Source organism: Mesorhizobium sp. M8A.F.Ca.ET.218.01.1.1 (genome assembly GCF_004791165.1).
Taxonomy (GTDB): Bacteria; Pseudomonadota; Alphaproteobacteria; order Rhizobiales; family Rhizobiaceae; genus Mesorhizobium.
Genome location: NZ_SRUZ01000006.1, coordinates 186,510 through 211,060, shown reverse-complemented (window position 1 = coordinate 211,060; position 24,551 = coordinate 186,510). Strand labels below are relative to the sequence as shown.

Genomic DNA, 24,551 nt, shown 5'->3' with positions numbered 1-24,551 from the left:
CGGAGTGGCGGTGGTTCCGGCGTCAGACCCAGCCAGACAGCTCGCGCCGTACCATCGCTTCGATCACCGCCATGCCTTCCGGACTGTCGTTGAGGCAAGGAATATGGGCGAATTTTTCGCCACCGGCATGATGGAAGGTCTCGGCAGCTTCGCGGCCGATCTCGTCCAGCGTCTCGATGCAATCGACGGAAAAGCCGGGATTGACGATGGCGATCGACTTGACGCCGTCCTTGGCGAGTTTCTCCACCGTCTTGTCGGTATAGGGCTGCAGCCATTCCTGCGCGCCAAAACGCGACTGGAAGGTGGTGATCAGCTTGTTCTCGTCCCAGCCGAGCTTTTCGCGCAGCAGCCGCGTCGTTTCCAGGCAATGCGCCTGGTAGGGATCGCCCTTGTCGGAATAGGGTTTCGGGATGCCGTGATAGGAGGTGATGACCACCTCCGGCTCGAGATCGAGGCTCGCCAGGTGTCGTTCGATCGAACTGGCCAGCGCCTCGATATAGACGGGCTCATCATAATAGGGCGGCACACTGCGGACGGCAGGTGCCGCGCGCATCTTCATCAGCGCCCGGAACAACTGGTCATTGGCGGTGGCCGTCGTCGTCGCCGAATATTGCGGATAGAGCGGGAATGAAAGGATGCGGTCGCAGCCTTGCGCGACCAGCCTTTCGACGACGCTTGATGTGGAAGGGTTGCCGTAGCGCATGGCCCAGTCGACGACCACGCCTGGCAGGCCGCGCAATGCCTCGGTCAACTTTTCGGATTGCGCGCGCGTGTAGGTGCGCAGCGGCGACTCGTTCCTCTCCCGGTTCCAGATCCTGGCGTAGTTGGCGCCCGACTTCTTCGGTCGCGTGGTCAGCACCAACCCGTAGAGGATCGGATACCAGATCGCTCTGTTGAGCTCGATGACACGCGGGTCGGACAGGAATTCCCGCAGATAGCGCCACATCGGCTTGAATTCTGTGCCGTCGGGCGTGCCGAGATTGACCAGCATGACGCCGACCTTGCCGGCCTTGGCCGGCGCGTGCCCCGTCGTCAGGCCGACCGGCTTGACCGTCTTGGGGTCGACAATATTGGTAGGCGTCATAAGGGTTCTCCGGACACGGCGTGAAACTAGCGATGGCGCGCTGGTTTTCAATGCTGCGTCTGGCCGCACCATACCGCCTTTACGGCCCGAAACGCGAACACCCACCAGGTTTCCCCGGCGGGTGTCCGCGCCGAAAGCGAAATGACCTTACTTCGCCGGGATGGTCAGGGTTGCGCCCGGCACAAGCCGATGCGGCCTTTGATCCTTGTTCGCCTCATAGATGAGTTTCCACTTGGTCGCGTCGCCATAGGCCTTCTTCGCCAGATCCCAGTAGGTGTCGCCGGTCACGATGACATGGCTGCCAGTGGCCGGTGCGGCTTCGGCGGGCTTTGCCGGCTCGACGGGCGCGGATGCCGCCGGGACGGGAGCGGCTGGGGCAGTCTCGGCAGGCTTTGCCGGTTCGGCAGGTGCCGGCGGGGCCGGTGGGGGAGGCGCGTTTTCCGTCGATATGGCTGGCGGCGTGTTGGCGATATCGCCTGAGTTGGCAGGCAGTTCAGGCATCGCCGGTGCGGCATCGGCGGGCTTTGCCGGTTCAGCCGGTTTGGCGGCCTCGGCCGGTGCCGGCGCCGCGGGCTTTGCTGGTTCGGCAGGCTTTGCCGGCTCGGCGGCAGGCGCCGCCGCGACCGTCGCCGCGATCTCGGTGATGCGGCCGTCGAGCTTCGGCGTATAGGGCTGGTGGGCGCCTAGATAGTCGGCAACCACCTGTTCGAGACCGGGGCCGTAATCATAGGCATTCTTGGCCTTTTCGGCGAACACCTTGTAGCCGTCGCCGCCCTGGCGGACATAGTTGTTGGTGGCAACCAGATAGTCCTTGTCGGGATTGATCGGCGTCCAGGCGCCGTTTTCCATCACCTCCACCGACTTGACGCGGCCGGCATTGGGCGCGACCGACCTGTCGAAGGAATATTTGAGGCCCGCCACCTGCGGGAAGCGGCCGGCGCCGTCCTCGATCTGGCTGAGCCCGCCTTCGAGCCCGGCGACCAGGTCCTTGCCGGAAATCTGGAAGGTCGCCAGCGTGTTCTGGAACGGCAGCACGGTCAGCACCTCACCCATGGTGACGGTGCCCTTGTCGATCGAGGCGCGCAGGCCGCCACCGTTGGAGATGACGATCTCGACGCCCTGTCCCTTGACGCGGTCGAGGATGGCGTCGGAGACGAGGTTGCCCATCGCGCATTCCTTGGCGCGGCAGTTCTCACGGCTGCCGTCGATCACGTCGGTGGTCTCGGCCACTTCCTTGTTCTTCAAGGCCTCGATCGGCGCGCCCAGCTCCTTGATGCGGGCGAGCACCGCGGGATCGGGCGTGATCGACTTGTCGAGATGGATCGGGTCGCCGCTCGCCGATTTGACGACGCCATTGTCGTCAAACACGACCTTGAACTCGCCGAGATATTTCGAATAGGACGCCGCCTGCACCACAGGCACCTTGTAGCCGCCGGGGTTGTCGACCATCGTCGGGTAGGGTCCAGCCGCCTTCGGGTCGCTGTTGGACAGAAGCGTGTGGCTGTGGCCGCCGACGACGACATCGATGCCGGGAATCTTGGCAATGACGTCGCGCTCCCTGTTATAGCCGATATGGGTCACGGCGATGATCTTGTTGACGCCTTCGCCCTTGAGCTTGTCGACCTCCGCCGTGATCGACTTCACGTCGTCCTCGATGGTGATGTTGGGGCCGGGGGAGGCGAGTTCGGGCGTGTCGTTGGTGACGGCGCCGATGATGCCGATCTTCTGGCCGCCGACCTCGACGACGATCGACGGCTTGACGCGGTCGCCGAGCTTGGACTGGGCGTTGGCCTTGACGTTGGCGCCGAGCACGGGGAACTTGATCATGTCGAGGAACGGCGCCAACGCCGTTTCGCCATCGTCGAATTCATGGTTGCCGAGCGCCATGGCGTCGAACTTCATGTCGTTGAGGAACTCGCCTTCGACCTTGCCCTTGTAGGTGGTGTAGAACAGCGAACCCTGGAAATTGTCGCCGGCGCTGAGCAACAGCACGTTCTGGCCTTCCAGCTTCTGGCGTTCCTGGGCGATCGCGGTGATCAGCCGACCGGCGCCGCCGATGCACTCACCCTTGGTCTCCTCCTCGGCCGAGCAGGTCGACTCATATTTGTTGTTGCCTTCGATGCGGCTGTGCCAGTCATTGATGTGCAGGATGTTCAGTGTGTAGTCGGCAAAGGATACGCCGGCCGACAGGCCAAGCGTCGACGCGGAAAGGGCGGCAATGGCGACAAGCTTCTTCATCTTCGTCTCCCGGCAGGCTGATCCGAGGCGTCTAACGCCCCTACTTGACTGGGATATAACAGCCAGCGTTTCGATCATGTTCCCATCGCGTTCCGGCCGACGCAAGCAGAAATCCAGGTGAGCTTTGCCGGCATAAAAAGAACGGCGGCCAATGGCCGCCGTCCTTGAGCAAGCGGATGTTCGCGGGGTTCAGGTGCGTCGCGTCAGCACGAAATTCTGGCCGCCCGAACTGGTGCAGTTGAGCTGGCTGGTCGACACCAGCAGGCAGTTGAAGCTGACGCCGGTCTGGCGGATCAGCGAGGTGCCGTTGATCTGCACCGAAGTGGCGCCGGTCATCGTGTAGCTGCCATCGGCCAGCTTCTGGCCGGTGTCGGTAGCGACGGTCGTGAACTTGCCGCCGTTGAAGGTCGACAGGCCGGTGCCCTTGGCATCGATCCAGGACCCCTCGACGCCTTTCGGCGTGGTTGCCATCGGCGGCTCGCCGGGGCCGCTGGTGGTACAGGCAGCGAGCATCGAGACAACGGCGCCCGCCACGCCCATAGAAAGAACTTTGCGCGCAATAGTCATATAAAATCCTCTCCAAACGCGTCGGGTCCAAAAATCGGGCCGATTTCTGGAAAGCGCGACGCGAACGTCCAAAGTGCTGGGGTGTGCTTATGCGTCCAACGGGACGCACTCGCCACTCCAGGCCGCATCCCTTCAATCGCCCGATTTCCGGGCGATTGCAAGGCAATGGCATAGGGTCCGCGCGATGCTATCGGACGAGGATGTTGCGGAATTGCCACGGGTCGCTGCGGTCGAGGTCCTCCGGGAAGAGGCCCGGGCGCCTGTCGAGCGGCGTCCAGTCGGTATAATAGCCCTTGACCGGTCCGAGATAGGGCGACTGCACGTCGAGGCAGCGCTTGTAGTCCATCTCGTCGGCCTCGACGATGCCGGCGGCCGGATTTTCCAGCGCCCAGACCATCCCGGCCAGAACCGCCGAGGTGACCTGCATGCCGGTGGCGTTCTGATAGGGGGCCAGCTTGCGCGCCTCGGCGAGCGACAGCTGCGAACCGTACCAGTAGGCATTCTTGTCGTGGCCGTAGAGCAGGACGCCGAGCTCGTCGACACCGTCGACCAGTTCGTTCTCGTCCAGCACATGGTGCACCGGCTGCGGCTTGCCGGCGGCACCGAACATCTCGTCCAGCGACAGCATCGCATCGTTGCAGGGATGGTAGGCGTAGTGGCACGTCGGGCGGTATTGAACCTTGCCCTTCTTGGAGCGCACGGTGAAGAAATCGGCGATCGAGATCGCCTCATTGTGCGTCACCAGCAGGCCATACTGCGGGCCCGGCGTCGGGCACCAGGAGCGCACGCGGGTGTTGGCGCCCGGTTGCTCCAGATAGATCGCGGCCTTGGAACCGTGCTTGTGCTTCTTGCCGTTCTTCGGCATCCAGGTCTCGTGCGTGCCCCAGCCGAGCTCGGCCGGCTGCAATCCTTCGGAGATGAAGCCCTCGACAGACCAGGTGTTCCAGAACACATCCATCGGCTTGGGCTTCTTGGTGCGCTGGGTGTCGCGCTCGGCGATGTGGATGCCCTTGACGCCGGCCTTCTTCATGAGTTTCGCCCAGCCCTCCCGGTCGTCCTGCGCGGGCTCGGAGAATTCCATGCCGAGATCGGTGGCCAAATTGACCAGCGCCTGCTTGACGAACCAGGACACCATGCCGGGGTTGGCGCCGCAGGTGGAGATTGCCGTCGCGCCGCCGGGCTTGTCGTGCTTTTCCTTGATCAGCGCTTCGCGCAGCGCATAGTTGGTGCGGCTGGCATTGTCGGCCTTGGCGTCGAAATAGAAGCCAAGCCAGGGCTCGACGACGGTGTCGATGTAAAGCACGCCGAGCTTGCGGCAGAGCCGCATCAGGTCCACCGAGCCGGTGTCGACCGACAGGTTGACGCAAAAGCCTTGGCCTGCGCCATTCGTCAGAAGCGGCGTCAAAAGCTTCCTGTAGTTCTTCTCGGTTACCGCTTCCTGGACGAAGGCGATGCCGCGCTCGTCGAGCAGCTTGCGATCGGTATCGCGCGGGTCGAGGACCGTCATGCGCGACTTGTCGAACTTGAAATGGCGTTCGATGAGCGGCAACGTTCCGCGTCCGATCGAGCCAAAGCCGATCATCACCACGGGGCCGGTGATCTCACCGTAAACGGGCCAGTTTTCATTCGCCATTTTATCGAGCACTCCTTCAACTGCGTGCAAAGCCGGGCAACTCCGTGCAAAAGCCGAGCAACCCCGTGCAAAAGCCGGGCATTTTCGCCCAACGGCCATGCGCTACATCACAGATCATTGTCATAAACCAGCGAAAAGCGCCAACCCGCGACTACGCGTCCTTGGCCATGTGGTTAAGGACAGCGATCAGCCGATCGCGATCCGATGTCAGGCCCTTGTAGTCGAGCTGGGCGATATCGAGCGCTTCGAGTTGGGCGGCGAAGGACGCCGCCAGCGTCGCCCGGTCCGGGTGCCGCGCCAGCACGGCGAGCGGGTCGAGATGGATGCGGATGGTGAACAGGATATCGCGCGAGGCGGGCAGTTTGCGCAGCGTCTGGCGCTCCACCCGAATGAAGGCGTGCGCCTTGACGTCACCGTCGGGGAAACGTGTCGGCCGGCTGGTGGCGCGGTCGATGCGCTCGACATTGGACAGCGGATGGTAGAGCGCGTCCCCTGACTGGATCGACCAATTGTAACGCTCGACCGCCTGGCCCTGCAGGCCATCGAACATCCGGTTGATGAGGTCGGCCGGCCTTGTGCCCGGGCCGAAGCCCGGCACCGGCTCGTGGATCTGCTGCAGCGGCTTACCGAATTTTTCGGTGAGCGCCCAGGACGAGGGGAAGCACAGCGAACCCGCGGCCAGACGCCAGCCGCTGTCGTCGCGGCGCATGAGGATGAGGTCTTCCTGGACGAGCAGCGAGGCCGCGACCAAGGGCGCGCCGGCGAGGCTGGAAGAGATGGCGGGATGGCTCGTCACGCCCACGACCGCAACGCCCGCGTCGCCGCGCTGGTGGATGTCGGGGAATCTTTCCGGCAGGTAGGCGCCGAGCAATTCGAGCACCTCCTGCTGGGCGGCGCGCGTGCCGCCCTCCTCGACGAAAACCCGCTCGGGGATCTCGGCATAGAGCCGGCGCTTCTCGGCGAGATAGGGTAGCAGGTGACCGTCGACCTCGATCCAGTTCGCGGGGTCGAGCGGCTTCAGCCCGATGGTGAAGAGTTTCGACGAGCCATCATAGGGCGTGTGGGCGGGTAGGGACGTCATGCCTCAGATCAGTCTTGCCGGGATCAGTCCGCGCAGCGAATTGCCGACGAACAGCGCCTTGGCGGATTTCAGGTCATCCAAGCTGTAGATCGCTTCACTGGCGCGGCCTTCATCCAGAAGCACGGCTCGCAATACGCCAGGCAGCAGGCCGCAATCGAGTCGGGGCGTCGCCAGGATGCCGTTGCCGAAATCGGCGAAGACATTGGTGATCGTGCCTTCGCAGATCTCGCCGCGCTCATTGGCGAGCAGCACCTCATCGGCCTGGGTGATGAGATATTCGGAGCGGGCATTGGTGTAGAGCTGCCGCCGGCTGGTTTTGTGGCGCAGCAGCATGTTGCTCGAATCGAGCCTCGTCCGTGCCAGCCGCAGCGTCCACACCTTGTCGGCGGCAAGGGGTTCATACGGTTGCGCAGAGGCGTTGGTCTCGCCATTGCGCGACAGAGCGAGCCGCGTGCGCATGGCGATGGGCGATCGGTTGACCGCGCCGCTCAGGGCCTCGCCGACCTTTTGCGGATCATAGCTGAAGCCCAGCTCCACCGCCGAGCCATAAAGGCGCGCAAGATGGCGATCGAGGCGCAGGAAACCCGAGGCGGGTTCCCAGCGCATGGTCTCGATCAGCTCGAAACCGGCGGTGTCCCCGTCGCGAAGCGGGCTTTGAGCAGACACTCCTGGTACTCCTCTTCCGCGACCGAATCGAAGACGATGCCGCCGCCGACATTGTAGATGGCCTCGCCGCTGGCAAAGAGCGAGATGGTACGGATCGCCACGGAAAAGCGCATCGTGCCGCCGGGTGCGATCCAGCCGATGGCGCCGCAATAGACGTCGCGTGGCGTGCCCTCCAGATCGTGCAGGATCTCCATGGCGCGGATCTTCGGTGCGCCGGTGATCGAGCCGCAGGGAAACAGCGCCGCGAAGATCTGGCGTATGCCGAGGCCGGGCAGCAGCTTGGCCCTGACGTCGCTCACCATCTGGTGGACGGTCGGGTAGGTCTCGATGCGGAACAATTCCGGCACCTCCAGCGTGCCGACCTCGCTGATCAGCGATATGTCGTTGCGCAGCAGGTCGACGATCATCCGGTTTTCGGCCTGGTTCTTCTCGTCGTTACGCAGGAAATTCTTCTGCCGCTCGTCCTCGTCCCTGGTTGCGCCGCGCGGTGCGGTACCTTTCATCGGATGCGTCTCGATCCTCCCCGCCGCATCGATCTCGAAGAACAGTTCGGGCGAGCGCGACAGAACGATGGGATCGCCGAGCGCGACCAGCGCGCCATATTTCACAGGCTGGCGTTCGGTCAGCGCGTCGAAGGCGGCGAGCGGGTCGCCCGACCATTGCGCGTGCACCGGAAAGGTGAGGTTGCCCTGGTAACAATCGCCTTGCCTGATGTGCTGGTGCAGACGCGAGAACCGCTTCTCGTAATCCTCGAACGACCACATCGCCCTTGCATCGAAGATCGGGCCATTGGTGGGCGGGCTTGGCGGCGGCACGGCTTCTTCATCAGGAGCATCGAAGACCCCGAGGCAGACCAGCGGGGCTCGGCGCCGGCCGGGCAGCAGGGGAACGAGTTTCGGCTCGAGCAGGTAACCGGCCTCATAGGAGAAATAGCCGGCCAGCCATTTGCCGGCGTCGTGCGCGGCCTGCGCCGCTTGCAACGCCGCCGGAAAGTCCTTGGCCTGATGCGCGACGATGATATCGGCCGGCCGCTCGAAAACGAGCTGGCGCGCGCTTTCGTCGTTGCGGAAAATTGCGGCGGGCAGGGACATGGGAACCGGGATCGATGTAGCCGACGATCGCTCTATATGGGGGGGCGTGCGCGCGCAATCGAGGGAACGGCACCCTGTCCCTCAAAGCCGACCTTTGCCGGATCGAACCTTGCCGGCAAAAAAGAAAGCGGCGGCGCCCTTGGCGCCGCCGCTCACATGATCCCTGGATCCACCGCTCAGGTGTTGCTGGCGGTTCCGGCTGTCGGAAACTGCTTGGCGAATTCGGCCTCGTTGCCGGCGGCAAGCAGCTTGGCCTGCTCGATCCAGCGTTCGCGCGCGATGCGGCCGTCGAAGTTCATCACGTCCTCGATCCGCTTGATGTCGGCGGATGTCCAGGCGGCGATCTGGGCGAAGGTGGTGACGCCCTGCGCCTTGAGCAGCTTTTCGTTGACCGGGCCAATGCCGATCAGCCGGCGCAGATTGTCGGGCTTGCCCGACGCCGGCTTGGCAGCTGCCGGTGCCGTTTTTTTGGCGGCGGGCGCTGCCTTGGGCGCGGCCGAGGTCTTCGCCGGAGCCTTGGCCGCCGGAGCTTTGGCCGCCGGTGCCTTGGCCGCCGGTGCCGAAGCGGTTGCGGATTTGGCCGCCACGGGCTTCGGCGCCGCTTTTGCCGGCGCGGCCTTCGCCGCGGCTGGCTTGGCTGTCGCCGGAGCGGATTTACCAACGGCAGGCGTCGACATCAGGGCTGCCGGTGGCTGACTTGACGCCTTTGCTCCGCCGGCGCCCGACGAGGCCTGTGCTTCGCGCAGCTGGCGCTCGAGGTCGGAGCGGGTCTTGCCGCATGCATTGAGTTCGCCGGTCAGGCGGTCGCTGTCGGCGCGCAGCTTGTCGCGCTCGCTGCGGGTGCGATCGAGGTCGCCGCGCAGGCTGTCGAGTTCTCCGCGCAGACGCCCCCAGATGAACCAGCCGACCAACACGCCTACCAGGAACGCCAGGACCACGTAGAAAAAAGTGCCCATTGTCTCTCTCCAGTCAGATCCGTCTGCCGCGGGGTCATGACCTTCGGCGAGGGACTACTCGATGATGGTTCCGCTGATACACGGAACAGCCGGCTTCGGTTCGAGCTGTCGGCGATCGGCTTTGCTTGCCCATGGCCAACGGCCTTGTCGCGTTCGCCTGAGCGCACGGCTGGCGGAGACTTTCCCTCGCCGATCCGCATGCGCTCCGGCTGAGCTTAAAGGAAAGCTACCATAGAGCTTGCGGAAAGCTATGGGAAAACGTCCGTGGAGAGTTCTTCAAGAACAAATATTTAAGGCAAGAATAGCGAGGCCCAAACATGCATTCCGGCTAAACTGTTCTTGGCCGGCCAGAGGCGTCTCAATCGTCCAGCGTTTCCAGTTCGTCGATCAGGCCGCTGATCACGCCGAGCCCGATCTGCCAGAAGGCGGGGTCGGTTGCGTCGAGGCCGAATGGCGCCAGAAGCTGCGAATGATGCTTGGTGCCGCCGGCACGCAGCATCTCGAAATACTTGTCCTGAAAGCCGCGCTCGGCATTCTGGTAGACCGCATAGAGCGAGTTCACCAGGCAGTCGCCGAACGCATAGGCATAGACGTAGAAGGGCGAGTGGATGAAATGAGGGATGTAGGTCCAGAATACCTCGTAGCCCTCGCGCAATTTGATCGCCGGTCCCAGGCTTTCGGCCTGAACCTCCAGCCAGAACTGCCCGAGCCTGTCGGATGTCAGTTCGCCGTTGCGGCGCTCGGCATGCACCTTGCGCTCGAATTCATAGAAGGCGATCTGGCGCACCACCGTGTTGATCATGTCCTCGACCTTCTGGGCGAGCATGGCCTTGCGCTCGCGCCGGTCGGTGGTCCGCTCGAGCAGCGAACGGAAGGTCAGCATCTCGCCGAAGACAGATGCCGTCTCCGCCAGCGTCAGCGGCGTCGAGGCCATCAGCGCGCCTTGGCCGGCGGCCAGCACCTGATGCACGCCGTGCCCGAGTTCATGCGCCAGCGTCATCACGTCGCGCGGCTTGCCCATGTAGTTGAGCAGCACATAGGGGTGAGCCGATGGCACGGTCGGGTGGGCAAAGGCGCCGGGTGACTTGCCCGGGCGCACCGGCGCGTCGATCCAGTTGCGGTCGAAAAAGGTGCGCGCGATCTCGGCCATCTCGGGCGAGAAGCGGTGATAGGCCGACAGCACCGTGTTCCTGGCCTCGTCCCAGCCGATCACCGCCTGCGGCGTCTCCGGCAGCGGCGCGTTGCGGTCCCAGTGGCTCATCACCTCCATGCCGAGCCAGCGCGCCTTCATGGCGTAGTAGCGGTGCGACAGGCGCGGATAGGCCTCGCGCACGGCGGTGGCCAGCGCATCGACCACGCCGCGTTCGACGCGATTGGCGAGGTGGCGTGAATCGGCGATGTCCTCGAAGCCCCGCCAGCGATCGGAAATTTCCTTGTCCTTGGCAAGCGTGTTGGTGATCAGCGTGAAGGTGCGCAAGTTCTTGCGGAAGGTGGTGGCTAGCGCCTCCGAGGCGCGCCGGCGGACCTCGCCGTCGGCATCCTGCAGGCGGTTGAGGGCCGGCTCCAGCGTCAGTTCCTCGCCGTCGATATCGAAGCGAAGATCGGTCATCGTCTCGTCGAACAGGCGATTCCAGGCGCCGCGTCCGGTGATCGATTTTTCGTGGAAAAGCTGCTCGACGCGGTCCTCGAGCTGATAGGGCTTGTCCATGCGCAGATCGAGCACCCACGGGCGGTAATGCGCAAAGGCGGGGTCGCTGGCCAGCGCGCCTTCGATCGCCGCATCGTCGATCAGGTTCAGCTCGAGCGCGAAGAACAGCAGATGCGCGCTGGCGTCGGTCATCTTCTCCTGGATGTCGCCATAGAGCTTGGCGCGCTGCGGATCGGCGGTGTTGCCGGCATAGACGAGGCCGGCATAGGAGACGATGCGGCCGATCAGTTCCTCGAGCGTCTCGTAGGCGACCAGCGCCTCGCCCAGTCGGCCGGCACTGCCGCGCCCGGCCTCGGCGGCGAGCGTGCCTTTCCAGCGGGCCTCGAATGCGATGGCGTCGGCGGCCGCTTCGGCAATGTCGCGCTTCAGTTCCGGCGCCTCCATGCCGGCATAAAGGTCGGCGAGATTCCATTCCGGCAGATCGCCAAGCCCGGCCGCGCCCTGACCGGACGCTGGCGCCGCAATCCGCCGATCAAACATCATGCGCATCGACATACCTTCTTTGAATCAACTGGCCTTTTGAATCAACCGGCCTTGTTTGAATCGACTGGCCGCTTTGAATCAAGTGGCCGGAATTAGGGAGCCAGACTCAACGGGAATGGAGAAGCCGGTCAAATCCTAAGGAATTCGTTCACCGGGTTTTTTGAAACCTTATTTAGAACCCTGTGCCAAGATGATCCATGGGGAATTCGGGCGCGGGCAGACCAAGACAGTCATGACAGGTTCCATACTCATAGTCGATGACGATCCCGTGCAGCGCCGGCTGCTCGAGGCGGCGGTGACGCGGTTCGGCCATACCGCGATCGTCGCCGATGGCGGTGCCGCCGGCCTCGAAGTTCTCGACGGGCCTGGCGCCCGCGATGTCTCGGTTGTGATCCTCGACCTTGTCATGCCCGGTCTCGACGGCATCGGCGTGCTGAAGGCGATGCGCGAGCGCGACATCAGCGTGCCGGTCATCGTGCAGACAGCGCAGGGCGGCATCGAAACCGTGGTTTCGGCGATGCGCCACGGCGCTTTCGATTTCGTCGTCAAGCCGGCTTCGCCCGACAGGCTGCAGGCCTCGATCTCCAATGCGCTCAAGGTCGAAGCGATCGAGGGCGAGGTCAAGCGCACGTCGCGCAAACGCGGCGGGCTGCTGACCTTCAGGGACATGATCACCCATAGTCCGGCCATGGACAGGGTGATACGCCTTGGCCAGAAAGCGGCGGCTTCCCACATTCCGATCCTGATCGAGGGCGAATCCGGCGTCGGCAAGGAGCTGGTGGCGCGTGCGATCCAGGGCAGCGGCGACCGCCGCTCGAAACCCTTCGTTACGGTCAATTGCGGCGCCATTCCCGACAATCTGGTGGAATCCATCCTGTTCGGACACGAGAAAGGCTCGTTCACCGGCGCCACCGACAAGCACACCGGCAAATTCGTCGAGGCGCATACGGGCACGCTGTTCCTCGACGAGATCGGCGACCTGCCGCTCGACGTGCAGGTCAAGCTGCTGCGCGCCGTCCAGGAGGGCGAGGTCGATCCGGTCGGCGGCCGCTCGACCGTCAAGGTCGACATCCGGCTGATTTCGGCGACGCACCGCAACCTCCTGCAGCAGGTCAAGGACGGCAAGTTCCGCGAGGACCTGTTCTACCGGCTGAACGTCTACCCGATTTTCGTGCCGCCGTTGCGCGACCGCCGCGACGACATTCCCCATCTGGTCACGCATTTCATGGAAAAGGTGGCGCCGGCCGACCCGCGCCATCGGCTGAAGGGCATTTCGGCGGCGGCGCTTGGCGTGCTGCAAGCCTATGACTGGCCCGGCAACATCCGGCAGCTCGAAAACGCCGTCTTCCGCGCCTCGGTGCTGTGCGAAGGCGATGTGTTGAGCGCGGATGACTTTCCGCAGATCCGGGCGCAGGTGGAAGGCACCGTCAAACTCGAAGCGGACGACACGTTAGAAGCAAGCGGGGCTGCCCCCGCGCTGGCGCCGCGCGATGAAGACGTTGTCCCCGACGAGGCCGCTCCGGCACCTGTGCATCCGGCCGGGGCGCAGCCCCGCTTCGGCACGCTGTGGGCGCTCGACGAGCGCGGCAATGTGCGTGCGCTGGCCGATGTCGAACTCGAAATGATCAAGCTCGCCATCGATCACTACAACGGCCAGATGAGCGAGGTCGCCCGCCGGCTCGGCATCGGCCGCTCGACGCTTTACCGCAAGCTCAAGGAATACGGCATCGACCCGGAAACCGGCCGCGTCGACAGGCTTGCTTCCTGAACCGCAAGGCCGGGACCAGTTTCCCTCGTCATTATAGGGGCTGACAGAGTGCCTTCCCCGGACTATGGCGAGTCGGAGGCGGCACTCGATGGGGTGTTGTTCACGCATTGAGGCCAATGGTAACAGATCGTGTTCGGCCAAAGCCGGAATCCTGATCTAAACCAGCGGTTTACCAAGAAACCGTGCGGACAATTTTTGACGGGATATCGCCACGGTGTTACCGCATTTTGGCTTCAATAAGCGATGATTAACCATTAGGATCGATATTCGGATGTGAAAACGACACGTCCGTTTGGGCAAATCCGGGGACAAACGGCAGCCTGCAAGGCCTTTTGATTTGAACAGAATCGAACGACTCACAAACGGGCGGCACTATCATTTGAGCGTCTGGCCGAGATGGTTGGCGGCGGTGATTGTCGCATTTGGTTTTGTTGCCGCGGCCGCCACGGGCGCCCAGGCCGAAGTTCGTTCGCTGAAGCTCTACCACCTCCACACGCACGAGAAGGCCGAGATCGTCTACAAGCGCAATGGCCGCTACGTTCCCGAGGGCCTGAGGAAGATCAACATCATCCTGCGCGATTGGCGCCGCAACGAGCCGACCAAGATGGACCCGCGTCTGCTGGATCTGGTCTGGGAGGCGTATCGCGAAAGCGGCGCCACCGACTATATCCAGGTCGTCTGCGGCTACCGTTCGCCGTCGACCAATTCGATGCTGCGCAGCCGCAGCCGTGGTGTCGCCGAGAAGAGCCAGCATATGCTCGGCAAGGCGATGGATTTCTATATTCCCGGCGTGCCGCTGAAGAAGCTGCGCAACATCGGTCTCAAGATGCAGGGCGGCGGCGTCGGCTATTACCCGACCTCCGGGTCGCCATTCGTCCACATGGATGTCGGCAATGTGCGCCACTGGCCCGGCATCAGCCGCCAGGAACTGGTCAGCCTGTTCCCCAATGGCAAGACGCTGCATGTGCCGAGCGACGGCCGGCCGCTGCCCGGCTATGAACAGGCGCTCGCCTCCTACAAGTCGCGCAAGGGTTCCGGCACACCGAATATCGAAATGGCCAGCGCTGGCGGCAGCGGCAAGAAATCCGGCGGATTCCTCGCGGCCTTCTTCGGCGGCGGTGGCGCCGACGAGGCCGACGACAGTGCCGACGTGGAGACCGCCTCGGCCGCGCCTGCGCCCAAGGCTGGAAATCTGAAGCCGGCCGCGACCGCCAAGAGCAGCGACCTGCCCGGTATCGCCATCGTCGCCCCCGAGAATGCCCAGCGCGCCGAGATTCCGCAGGTTGCCGACGAGCAGGCTCCGGAGCCGGAGAAGAACACGCCGGAGACGATTATCGCGGCGCTGCCGGCCAAGGAAATCCCGCTGCCCGATTTCGCGCCGCGGCCGAAGGCCGATGTGGGCGCACAGCCACCTGAGAATGTTCCCTTCGCCATGGCGGACGCCACGGCCACCACCGAACAGGCAGTGGCGACCGCGCAGGCACCGGCGAACATGCCTTTCGGCAAGTCCGATCCGGCAGCGATCGCGGAAGCCGCGGCTGCCGATCCAGCGCAGGTTGCCCTCAACAACATCCCACTGCCGACATGGCGCCCCGAGCGCTCGCTGCCGGCCGATCTCGCACCGCCGCCCAGCAAGGATGTGCTGATGGCGCTGGCCGAAACGGCTGACCAGGGCAAGACCGCGACGGACGCCTTCTCCGTGGTGCCGACAGCGCGTCCCGAGCCGACCAAGCCGGATGCCGTCAAGGCCGTGCTCGACGAGGCCAACGCCCAGGTCGGCACCGCCGACGAATATCAGGTGGCCTCGTTGTCCGAAGAACCGCGTTCGGCGTTCAACGATCCGTCTGGTGTCGATGCGGCGTCGCCGCGCCAGGCTGTTGCCGCCCGTCCTGCCGGTTCCGATCCGGCCGCCGCGATCGGCGCCGGCGTGAAGACGACCCGCAAGGAAGCCAGGGCCACCGCCCGCGATCAGAAGCCTGGCCCCAGGGCCGTGGTTGTGGCCGCGGCGCCGCAGGCCGCCCGCTGGGCGCTGACCAGCGGCGAGAACGTCGCCACCGTTTCGAGCGCGACGACCGCGCCGGGCTACGCCTACAGCATCGTGCATACGCCGCCGAGCGAGGTCTATACGGCCGGCTTCCAGCCGAGCAACCAGATGGCCGACGCCAGCCGCTTTACCGGCAATGCCGTCAAGTTCATGTCGGTCGCGCGCTTCCAGACGAAGTAGCGAACAGGCCACAATATTGCCGAAGCCGCGCCGGGCGACCCGCGCGGCTTTTTGCTAGGCACGACACGCGCGGCGCCTTGATCCTGCAGGATCGGCTGAACTTCTCGTGAAGCCGGAACAGCCCAGCCGTTTTCGGGTTGAGGTGGGTCCGTTCCAACCTGGGGATCTTCATGAAAAAAATTCTACTGGCGTCAGGTCTGGCACTGGCGGCGGCATTGGCCGCGCTCGCTCCGTCACAGGCGGAGACAGTTGTCGTCAGACCGACAATCATATGCACATGAAGAAGCACTGCCGGACCAGGATGGTGATGCACTGGCGGCATCATCGCAAGGTGACCGAGACGGTCAAGGTCTGCAACTAACCGCGTCTAGAGCGGCCCTGAGTTTGATAGAATCTCTGACCCGCTCTAACTTTTTGTTTTTACGCAATTCCCAAGGGGAAGCGCTACGCGCTTCTCCCGGGAAAACCGCTACGCACTTTTCCTGGAATTGCTCCAGCCAGTCAAAGAGCCCGGTCGACGCGAGTCGTCCGGGTTTTTTCGTGCCGTCCGGAAAGGCTATTTCGCGAGTTTGCTGGCAGCGCGTGCGAGAGCTTCGATCTCGTCCCACTTGCCGGCCTTGACCATGTCGTCGGGCGCCACCCACGAACCGCCGACGCAGATGACATTGGACAGGCTGAGATAGTCGGCCGCGTTCTTGCCGGTGATGCCGCCGGTCGGGCAGAATCTGACGTCGGCCAGCGGCGAGGCAAAAGCCTTGAGCGAAGCGATGCCGCCGGACTGTTCGGCCGGGAAGAATTTCAGGAAGCGCAGGCCAGCTTCGCGCGCCGCCATGATCTCGCCCGGCGTGATGGCGCCGGGCAGCAACGGAACCTGGCTGTCGGCGGCGGCCGCCAGAAGCTCGCGGGTGATGCCTGGGCTGACGATGAAGCGCGAACCGGCACCGGCCGCCTCGTCGAACTGCTTGCTGTCCAGAATGGTGCCGGCGCCGACTATGGCTTCCTCGACCTCGCCCGCCACGCGACGGATCGCTTCGAGCGCATCCGCGGTCCTGAGCGTGATCTCGATCGCCGGCAAGCCGCCACGCGCCAGAGCACGGGCCAGCGGCACCGCATCCGCCACATTGGCGATCTTCAACACCGGAATGACCGGCTGGCCATTGAGGAGCGACAGGAGTTTCTCGGTCTTGCTGGGCATCTGTCTTTCCTTGTCGAGGGCCGCATCGAGGCGAATTTCAACCGATTAGCAGACGGGTATTGCCCTGTCCACGGAACCGGTCGCGGCGCGATGTCACGCGTTGCCGCCGAGCTTAAAGGTTCTTTCCCGACAAGGCCATGACAGGCGGCCCGAATCCGTTTCACCTTGAATCGGCTTCCGCGAGCGTCTAGTTGCTCTGGCAATGACAACACTGCCCGCGCCATCCCAGCCAGTCCGCGTCGCCGCGCTCTACCGCTTTGCCCGGCTCGACGCTTTCGAGGCGTTGCGCGCGCCGCTTGCGGCCTTCTGCTGCGGACGCGGTATCAAGGGTACGCTGCTCCTGGCGCATGAGGGTATCAACGGCACCGTCGCCGGCAGCGATGAAGCGATCGCCGCGCTGATCGAGCACATCGAAATGATCGACGGCCTGTCGGGCCTCGAGGTCAAGTACAGCAGCGCCGCGGCCATGCCGTTCCACCGCATGAAGGTGCGGCTGAAGCGCGAGATCGTCACCATGGGTGTCGAGACCATCGACCCGGCGACAAGCGCGGGCACCTATGTGGAGCCAGGCGACTGGAATGCGCTGATCTCGCAGCCCGACACGATCGTCATCGATACGCGCAACGCCTATGAAGTCTCGATCGGCACCTTCAAGGGCGCCGTCGATCCGGCGACGGCGAGCTTCCGCGAATTTCCGGCTTGGGTGGAAGCGCACCGGGCGGATCTCGAAGGCCGCAAGGTGGCGATGTTTTGCACCGGCGGCATACGCTGCGAAAAGGCGACCGCCTATGTGAAGTCGTTCGGCTTCGAGGATGTGTTCCATCTCAAGGGCGGCATCCTCAAATATCTCGAGCAGGTGCCGGCGGAACAGAGCCTGTGGCAGGGCGAATGCTTCGTCTTCGACGAGCGGGTTTCGGTGTCGCACGGCCTCGCGGAGGGCGGTGCTGAATTGTGCCGCGCTTGCTGCCATCCGCTGACGGAGAGCGACCTGATGTCGCCGAAACATGCCGCCGGGGTTTCGTGCCCGCACTGCTTCGATGCCCGCTCGGATGAAGACCGCAAGCGTTACGCGGAGCGCCAGCGGCAGGTCGAGCTCGCGCAAGCCCGGGGCAGGGGACCGCACATCGGATCCTGATGAGGGGCCGGGCCGGGCAAAGCGGCCACCTGTCATTGCAATGTCAAGCTTCGGGACCTACGTCTTCGGCGTTCGAAACCCGCCCGTTCGGCCGGGGAAATCCTGGAGGCATTGATGTTCGATCCCAAGAAGCTTCTCGACGATCTGCTCGGCTCGCAGGTTCCCGGCACCAGCGGCACCGTCCGCGACAAGGCCGGGCAAGCCGTGCAGATGGCCAAGGACAATCCGCTGGCCGCCGGTGCGCTGGCCGCCGTGCTGCTTGGAACGGGTGCCGGCCGGCAGGTGACGGGTGCCGCGGTGAAGCTCGGCGGCCTGGCCGCCATCGGTGGCCTCGCCTACAAGGCCTATCAGAACTACAAGGCCGGCAACGCACCGGAGCAGGCGCCCGCCGCCGGCGAGCCGGAATTGCTGCCGCCACCCAAGGATACCGCCTTCCACCCGTCGCAGGCGCCGCAAGGCGAGGATGAGTTCACGCTGACCCTGGTGCGGGCGATGATCTCGGCGGCCAAGGCCGACGGCCATGTCGACGACGAGGAGCGCCAGAAGATCGCCGGCAAGCTCAGCCTCGCCGGCATCGGCACCGATGCGGGAAAATTCCTGATGGCGGAGCTGGAGCGCCCGCTCGACCTCGACGCGCTGGTGGCGGGCGCCCACACCGACGCGCAGAAGCTCGAGCTCTATACCGCGTCGCGCCTCACCATCGATCCCGACACGCGCGCCGAGCGCGGTTATCTCGACCTGCTCGCCGGCCGGCTTGGCCTGCCGGACGCGCTGGTCGACCATGTCGAGGTGACGGTTTCGGCGGCCAAGGTGCCGGCGGCAAAGGCTGGGACCTCGCCCAACCCGCGCTGGTAGGCCAAAACGGCCAGGCGGGGCCTTTCCGGCGTTAACTTTTCGTTAACTCAGGAAGCGCATGATTTTACACAGTCGGATCGGCTTTCCTCCTCCCAAGCCCGGTTCAGATCAGGGCGGTCGCCAATGACCGCCCTTTTTGTCGGCCCTTGCCGGGATTTCTCCGAAAAACAGGTCGTACCTTTCGAGCGCGTCGCCCGGTGGCCGCGCTTGCCATCGCCGCCCTCATTTGCGATGCCTTCCTGTCTTGAGCCAAAACACTGACAATCAGACAGGCACGCGCGGCGCTGCCGGAGGACATCTGCCATGACCGAGCAAAAAACCGCCATCGTCACCGGCGCTGGCACCGGGATCGGCAAGAGCGTCGCCACGGCATTGCTCAAGGCTGGCTGGAACACGGTGTTCTGCGGGCGCCGCAAGCCGGTGCTGGATGCCGCGATCGCCGAGATCGGCCCGACCGAGGCCAAGGCATTGGCGGTTGCCTGCGACATCAGCAAGGCCGGTGAGGTCGACGATCTGTTCGAGACGGTGGTGGAAGCTTTCGGCCGTGTCGACCTGCTCTTCAACAATGCCGGCATGGGATACAAGTCGACACCGATCGACGAGATCCCGGTCGAGGTGTGGAACGATATTGTCGGCGTCAATCTCACCGGTTCGTTCCTGTGCGCGCGCGCCGCCTTCGGCGCCATGCGCAAGCAGAAGCCGATGGGCGGCCGCATCATCAACAACGGCTCGGTATCGGCCTATGCGCCCCGTCCGGGCTCCGTGCCCTATACGGCGACCAAGCATGCGATTACGGGGTTGACCAAGACGCTGGCGTTGGATGGCCGCCCCTATGACATCGCCTGCGGCCAGATCGACATCGGCAATGCGCTGACCGACATGGCACAGCCGATGACCGTCGGCGTGCCGCAGGCCAATGGCTCGATATCAGCCGAAGCGGTGATGGATGTCCAGCGCGTCGCCGATGCGGTGGTGCACATGGCCAGCCTGCCGCTCGACGCCAACGTGCTGTTCATGACCGTCATGGCGACCAAGATGCCATTCGTTGGGCGTGGGTGAACGACGGGCACCGGCATGGCTTTCGCCGCCGGCTCATTTGCCCGCCAACGGCACGCCGGGCTTGAAGAGTAGAATCGGCCTGATCTCGTAGACGGCGGTGGGATTGACACTGCGAAGGTCACGGGCGATCGCGATGGCCGCGTCCCTCGTGGCGCAGTCGACGACATAGAGGCCGAGCAACTGTTCCTTGGTCTCGGCGAAAGGGCCGTCGATGATCACGCCGTCGCCCGGGCCGCGCAAGGTGCAGGCATCCCGTGTCGCCCCCAAACGCGCGGACGGTCCAAGGATGCCCTCGTCACGAAGCCGGGTGTTGATCTTCAGCAACTCAGCCATCAGTGCCGCATCCTCTTGCGGCGTCAGCGCCTTGATCGCATCTTCCACGTGATAGGCAAGGATTGCATAGAACATTGAGGGGCACCTCGGTTGGATCTTGATCCCAAAACCGTAGCTGTTCTCGGCATTTGCGCCCAGCCTTGACCACGCGTCTCCCGACGGCTCATGACACCGCCATGGCGGCCAGCCGCAAATAATCCGGAAGGGCAGCGGGCCGCTTTGAAGCTCACTTGGCGAGGAACGCCCCGATCCGCTCCAGCGCGCGCAGGATGTTCTCCTCGGAGTTGGCGTAGGACAGCCTGATATAGCCTTCGCCCAGAATGCCGAAATCGGGGCCGCCGATCAGCGCCACACCGGCCTCGTCGAGCAGGGCCGAGGCGAGCTTCTTGGCCTTCCAGCCGGTCTTCGAGACGTTGGGGAAGGCATAGAAGGCGCCCTTGGGCGTGATGCAGGAGATGTTTGGCAAGGCATTCAGGCCTTCGACCACGATCTTCCGGCGGTTGTCGAAGGCGCGAATCATCTTGTCGACATCGTCCTGCGGACCGTCAATGGCCGCGATGCCGGCGAACTGGCTCGGCGCGTTGACGCAGGACCAGCAGTTGACCGCCAGCTTGCGCACCTTGTCGTAGAGATGGGCGCCCTTGTCGCCGTTCGGCCAGATCGACCAGCCCATGCGCCAGCCGGTCATCGCCCAGGTCTTCGACCAGCCGTTGAGCACGATCAGCCTGTCGCGGATCTCGGGAAAGCCGAGCAACGAACAATGCGTCTCGCCGTCATAGGTCATGACGTCGTAGATCTCGTCGGAGAGGATCGCGACACCGGGGTGCTTCTCCAGCCCCTTTACCAGTTTTTCGATCTCGGCCCGGGGCGTGACGCCACCGGTCGGATTGGCCGGCGAGTTGAGGATCAACAGCCTGGTCTTCGAGGTGATCAGCGCCAGCGTCTCTTGCGCCGAGAAGGCGAAGCCGTTCTCCTCGCGCATCGGCACGGGAATGGGGGTCGCACCGGTGAATTCGATCATCGAGCGGTAGATGGGAAAGCCGGGGTCGGGATAGAGGATCTCGGCGCCCGGTTCGCCAAACATCAGGATGGCGGCGAACATGGTCGGCTTGCCGCCGGGCATGATCATCACCGCCTCGGGCGAGACCTCGACGCCGGTGGTGGTCAGCGTGCGGCGCACCACCGCCTCGCGCGTTGCCAAGAGGCCGTTGGCCGGCGTGTAGCCATGGTGACCGTCACGCAGTGCCTTGATCGCCGCCTCGACGATGTGCTGCGGCGTCTTGAAATCTGGCTGGCCGATGCCGAGGTTGACGATGTCGCGGCCCTGTTGGGCAAGTGCCGTTGCTCGCGCCAGCACCGCGAATGCATTTTCCTCGCCGAGACGGTCGAAGGCCGAAATCGTGTGGAGCATTTTTCCCGTCCCTGTGGTTCTTACACTGCGGCAGCGTTTTTGTGAGCGTCCGCTCGCAAAAGTCAACGGATTGGAGATTCTGGTGACGGAAAATCTTGAAAACTGGCAGCCACGTCTTCGGCCCGAGCGCAAGGTGCTGGAGGGACGGACCGTCAGGCTCGAGCCGCTGAACGCCGCGAAGCACGGCGACGGTCTCTACGAAGCCTCGTCCGTATCCGACGTCGGTGGCCGCTTTGCCTGGTTGCCCGACTATCCGCCGGAAACCCGCGCTGCCTTCCAGCCATGGCTGGATAAGGTGGAGGCGAGCGAGGATCCGCTGTTCTTCGCCGTCATCGACAAGGCCAGCGGCAAGATCGCGGGACGCCAGACGCTGATGCGCATCGATCCGACCTATGGCGTCATCGAGATCGGCAATATCTATTGGGGACCGCTCATCTCGCGCAAGCCGGCGGCGACGGAAGCCCAGTTCCTGTTCATGAAATACATCTTCGACGAACTCGGCTATCGCCGTTACGAATGGAAGTGCAACAACCGCAACGAGCCGTCGAAGCGCGCGGCGGAACGGTTCGGCTTCAAGTTCGAGGGCATTTTCCGCCAGCATCTCATCGTCAAGGGTGAAAACCGCGACACCGCGTGGTATTCGGTCATCGACAAGGAATGGCCGGCTCTGCGCAAGGCTTATGAAGCTTGGCTCGATCCGGCCAATTTCGATGGCGACGGCCAGCAGAAGAGGCGGCTCGAGGATTTTCGCGCGGAATTCGGCGCCTAACGGGAGTTTGCCATTTGTCGCATACCCACGATCACGGCGGGCAGGATCACGGCGCCGGCCATGTGCATGGCTCGACCGACAAGAAGCGCGTCCTGATCGCGGCCTGCCTTACCGCCGGCTTCATGGTCGCCGAGGCGCTCGGCGGTCTGTTTACGGGGTCACTGGCGCTGCTGGCCGATGCCGGCCACATGCTCGCCGACGCCATCGCGCTCGGCCTGGCCTGGTATGCCTTTCATCTGGCAAGCCGCCCGGCGACCGGCCAGCTCACCTACGGTTTCGGCCGGGTCAAGACGCTGGTGGCCTACACCAACGGCATCGCCATCTTCGTCATCGCGCTGTGGATCGTCTACGAGGCTTGGGATCGCCTGCAGACACCGGCGCCGGTGCTGGGTGGACCGATGCTGGTGGTGGCGATCCTTGGCCTGTTGGTCAACATAGGCTCCTTCCTGGTGCTGCATGGCGGCGATCGAGACAACCTCAACATGCGCGGCGCCATCCTGCATGTGCTTGGCGATCTGCTCGGCTCGGCAGCCGCGATCGTGGCGGCACTGGTCATCCTGGCGACCGGCTGGACGCCGATCGACCCGATCTTGTCCGTGCTGGTCTCGTTGCTGATCCTGTCCACCGCCTGGTCGCTGATGCGTGCCGCCGCCCACGTCCTGCTCGAAGGCGTACCGCCGCGCCTCGACCGCGACCTGATCGCCGGGGACATCCAGGCAACGGTCCAGGGTGTGCGCGAAGTGCACCATATGCATATCTGGTCGATCGACGGGACAAGCAGCATGGCGACGCTGCATGCGTGCCTCAACGAGGGCGTCGATGCGCATCAGGCCGTCAGCGCCATCAAGAAGCGGCTTGCCAGCGAACACGGCATCAGCCATGCCACCGTGGAACCGGAATTCGGCCAGTGCGCCGACGATGGTGACGACCACGATCATGAGCATCAGCATGGGCACGATGCGGCTGCGCATCACGGTCACTATCACTAGGTCCGATCGATGACCTTCGATCGGACCTGCCTCAGGAGTTCTCCAGCTTTGAAACTCAGCCCGATCAACGCCCCCCGCTCCGGTGCGGCATGATGGACCGTGACACGCGCAATGCGGCCATCGCGGCGGTCTGGATCATGCTTGTGTTCGGCATTGCCGCCTTCTACCTGCCGACCATGATGTTGGCACTCGGCAGTTTTTCGACCGTGCTGGCGGGTATCTTCGGCACCGTCTTCGTGCTGGCGTTTTTCTTGGTGTTCTGGCTGCGCGCGCGCACCCAGCGCAAAAATCGGGACAAGTAAGGGATATCGGACATGCGCATTCTGATCACTGGCGCCGCGGGCATGGTCGGCCGCAAGCTCATCGCCCGGCTGGCCAAGGACGGCACGCTGCGGGGCAAGAAGATCACCGCGCTCGATCTGCACGACATCGTGCCACCGCAGGCGCCGGCCATGGACGGCGTCAGCGTGGCACTGCACACGGGTGACCTTGCCGAAGCAGGCGCCGCCGAGAGCCTGGTCGCATCACGTCCCGATGTCGTCTTTCATCTCGCCGGCGTCGTGTCGGGTGAGGCGGAAGCGAATTTCGACCTCGGCTACCGCGTCAACCTCGACGGCACGCGCGCGCTGTTCGACGCCATCCGCCTGGGCGGATTCGCGCCGCGCGTCGTCTTCACCTCGTCGATCGCGGTGTTCGGCGCGCCGTTCCCGGATGTCATACCCGATGAATTCCATCCGACGCCGCTGACCTCCTACGGCACTCAGAAGCAGATGAGCGAGGCACTGCTGGCCGACTATTCCAGGCGCGGCTTCTTCGACGGCATCGGCATCCGGCTGCCGACGATCTGCGTGCGGCCCGGCAAGCCCAACAAGGCGGCCTCCGGCTTCTTCTCCGGCATCATCCGCGAACCGCTGAGCGGCCATGAGGCGATCCTGCCGGTGCCGCGCTCGGTCGTGCACACCCATGCCAGCCCGCGCTCGGCGGTGAATTTCCTGATCCACGCGGCCGAGATCGACGGCAGCGCCGTCGGGCCGCGCCGCAATCTGACGATGCCGGGCGTCGTCGTCACTGTCGGCGAGCAGATCGAGGCGCTGCAGCGCGTTGCCGGCGCCAAGGCGGTGAGCCTGATCCGCGAGGTGCCAGACGAGACGATCTGGGCGATCGTCAAGGGCTGGCCGACCCGCTTCGAGGCGCGACGCTCTCGGGAGCTCGGCTTTGCCGCTGAAACCAGCTTTGACGAGATCATCCGCGCCCATATCGAGGATGAGCTGGGCGGCAAGGTACCTGGTTAGAGGTCCGCAGCCAC

The 24,551-nt window shown here is 64.2% G+C and carries 21 protein-coding genes; 9 read left to right on the top strand and 12 right to left on the bottom strand.

The window, feature by feature from the left end; all coding sequences use genetic code 11:
• Positions 1–22 precede the first annotated feature (22 nt).
• From hemH to EN861_RS22280, 9 genes are all read right to left on the bottom strand, one after another.
• Positions 23–1,084, bottom strand: a complete 1,062-nt coding sequence (hemH, locus tag EN861_RS22320; RefSeq protein ID WP_127278881.1) for a ferrochelatase — start codon at positions 1,082–1,084, stop codon at positions 23–25.
• Between the two features lie 147 nt (positions 1,085–1,231).
• Positions 1,232–3,322, bottom strand: coding sequence for a bifunctional UDP-sugar hydrolase/5'-nucleotidase (locus EN861_RS22315; protein ID WP_135865609.1), 2,091 nt, complete (start codon positions 3,320–3,322; stop codon positions 1,232–1,234).
• A gap of 189 nt (positions 3,323–3,511) precedes the next feature.
• Positions 3,512–3,889: a hypothetical protein gene (locus tag EN861_RS22310; RefSeq protein ID WP_127276968.1), complete on the bottom strand. Its 378-nt coding sequence runs from the start codon at positions 3,887–3,889 to the stop codon at positions 3,512–3,514.
• 187 nt (positions 3,890–4,076) lie between these two features.
• Entirely contained in the window at positions 4,077–5,522 is a 1,446-nt protein-coding gene (locus EN861_RS22305) for a homospermidine synthase (RefSeq protein WP_127276966.1), read from the bottom strand.
• Between the two features lie 151 nt (positions 5,523–5,673).
• Positions 5,674–6,603, bottom strand: coding sequence for a DUF3445 domain-containing protein (locus tag EN861_RS22300; RefSeq protein WP_127276964.1), 930 nt, complete (start codon positions 6,601–6,603; stop codon positions 5,674–5,676).
• 3 nt (positions 6,604–6,606) lie between these two features.
• Entirely contained in the window at positions 6,607–7,269 is a 663-nt protein-coding gene (locus EN861_RS22295; protein WP_127276962.1) for an aminotransferase class IV family protein, read from the bottom strand.
• Positions 7,218–8,360, bottom strand: coding sequence for an aminodeoxychorismate synthase component I (locus EN861_RS22290; RefSeq protein WP_127276960.1), 1,143 nt, complete (start codon positions 8,358–8,360; stop codon positions 7,218–7,220). The genes EN861_RS22295 and EN861_RS22290 overlap by 52 nt, the downstream gene beginning before the upstream one ends.
• Positions 8,361–8,536: 176 nt before the next feature.
• A complete protein-coding gene (locus EN861_RS22285; protein ID WP_127276958.1) occupies positions 8,537–9,316 on the bottom strand; it encodes a proton-conducting membrane transporter in 780 nt (259 codons plus the stop codon).
• Positions 9,317–9,674: 358 nt separating this feature from the next.
• Complete coding sequence (locus EN861_RS22280) at positions 9,675–11,513, bottom strand: M3 family oligoendopeptidase (RefSeq protein WP_189343703.1); 1,839 nt, start codon at positions 11,511–11,513, stop codon at positions 9,675–9,677.
• A gap of 226 nt (positions 11,514–11,739) precedes the next feature.
• Here EN861_RS22280 and EN861_RS22275 point away from each other — a divergent pair, with 226 nt between their 5' ends.
• Positions 11,740–13,275 (top strand): sigma-54 dependent transcriptional regulator, encoded by a 1,536-nt coding sequence (locus EN861_RS22275; RefSeq protein WP_135865607.1) that lies wholly within the window; start codon positions 11,740–11,742, stop codon positions 13,273–13,275.
• 409 nt (positions 13,276–13,684) lie between these two features.
• Complete coding sequence (locus EN861_RS22270; protein WP_245464298.1) at positions 13,685–15,499, top strand: DUF882 domain-containing protein; 1,815 nt, start codon at positions 13,685–13,687, stop codon at positions 15,497–15,499.
• A 556-nt stretch (positions 15,500–16,055) separates the two neighbouring features.
• Here EN861_RS22270 and EN861_RS22260 read toward each other — a convergent pair.
• The gene (locus EN861_RS22260) at positions 16,056–16,694 is read right to left on the bottom strand and encodes a 2-dehydro-3-deoxy-phosphogluconate aldolase (protein WP_135865605.1); all 639 of its coding nucleotides are present in this window, start codon (positions 16,692–16,694) and stop codon (positions 16,056–16,058) included.
• 202 nt (positions 16,695–16,896) lie between these two features.
• Here EN861_RS22260 and EN861_RS22255 point away from each other — a divergent pair, with 202 nt between their 5' ends.
• The 3 genes from EN861_RS22255 to EN861_RS22245 all read left to right on the top strand — a co-directional run bounded on the left by EN861_RS22255 (position 16,897) and on the right by EN861_RS22245 (position 19,743).
• Positions 16,897–17,829, top strand: a complete 933-nt coding sequence (locus tag EN861_RS22255) for a rhodanese-related sulfurtransferase (protein WP_135865603.1) — start codon at positions 16,897–16,899, stop codon at positions 17,827–17,829.
• 114 nt (positions 17,830–17,943) lie between these two features.
• Positions 17,944–18,684, top strand: a complete 741-nt coding sequence (locus tag EN861_RS22250) for a tellurite resistance TerB family protein (protein WP_135865601.1) — start codon at positions 17,944–17,946, stop codon at positions 18,682–18,684.
• Positions 18,685–18,987: 303 nt separating this feature from the next.
• Positions 18,988–19,743: an SDR family oxidoreductase gene (locus EN861_RS22245; RefSeq protein WP_127275848.1), complete on the top strand. Its 756-nt coding sequence runs from the start codon at positions 18,988–18,990 to the stop codon at positions 19,741–19,743.
• Between the two features lie 33 nt (positions 19,744–19,776).
• Here the strand turns inward: EN861_RS22245 and EN861_RS22240 are convergent, their stop codons facing one another.
• Both EN861_RS22240 and EN861_RS22235 read right to left on the bottom strand, forming a co-directional pair.
• A complete protein-coding gene (locus EN861_RS22240; RefSeq protein ID WP_135865599.1) occupies positions 19,777–20,151 on the bottom strand; it encodes a YciI family protein in 375 nt (124 codons plus the stop codon).
• Between the two features lie 151 nt (positions 20,152–20,302).
• The gene (locus EN861_RS22235) at positions 20,303–21,487 is read right to left on the bottom strand and encodes a pyridoxal phosphate-dependent aminotransferase (RefSeq protein WP_135865597.1); all 1,185 of its coding nucleotides are present in this window, start codon (positions 21,485–21,487) and stop codon (positions 20,303–20,305) included.
• 82 nt (positions 21,488–21,569) lie between these two features.
• Between EN861_RS22235 and EN861_RS22230 the strand changes: the two genes are divergently transcribed.
• The 4 genes from EN861_RS22230 (at position 21,570) to denD (ending at position 24,537) form a co-directional block, all read left to right on the top strand.
• Positions 21,570–22,256, top strand: a complete 687-nt coding sequence (locus EN861_RS22230) for a GNAT family protein (RefSeq protein WP_135865595.1) — start codon at positions 21,570–21,572, stop codon at positions 22,254–22,256.
• Between the two features lie 14 nt (positions 22,257–22,270).
• Positions 22,271–23,245, top strand: coding sequence for a cation diffusion facilitator family transporter (locus EN861_RS22225; RefSeq protein ID WP_127869898.1), 975 nt, complete (start codon positions 22,271–22,273; stop codon positions 23,243–23,245).
• A gap of 89 nt (positions 23,246–23,334) precedes the next feature.
• The gene (locus EN861_RS22220; RefSeq protein ID WP_127275866.1) at positions 23,335–23,547 is read left to right on the top strand and encodes a hypothetical protein; all 213 of its coding nucleotides are present in this window, start codon (positions 23,335–23,337) and stop codon (positions 23,545–23,547) included.
• A gap of 12 nt (positions 23,548–23,559) precedes the next feature.
• The gene (gene denD / locus EN861_RS22215; RefSeq protein WP_135865593.1) at positions 23,560–24,537 is read left to right on the top strand and encodes a D-erythronate dehydrogenase; all 978 of its coding nucleotides are present in this window, start codon (positions 23,560–23,562) and stop codon (positions 24,535–24,537) included.
• The last annotated feature ends 14 nt before the right edge of the window (positions 24,538–24,551 follow it).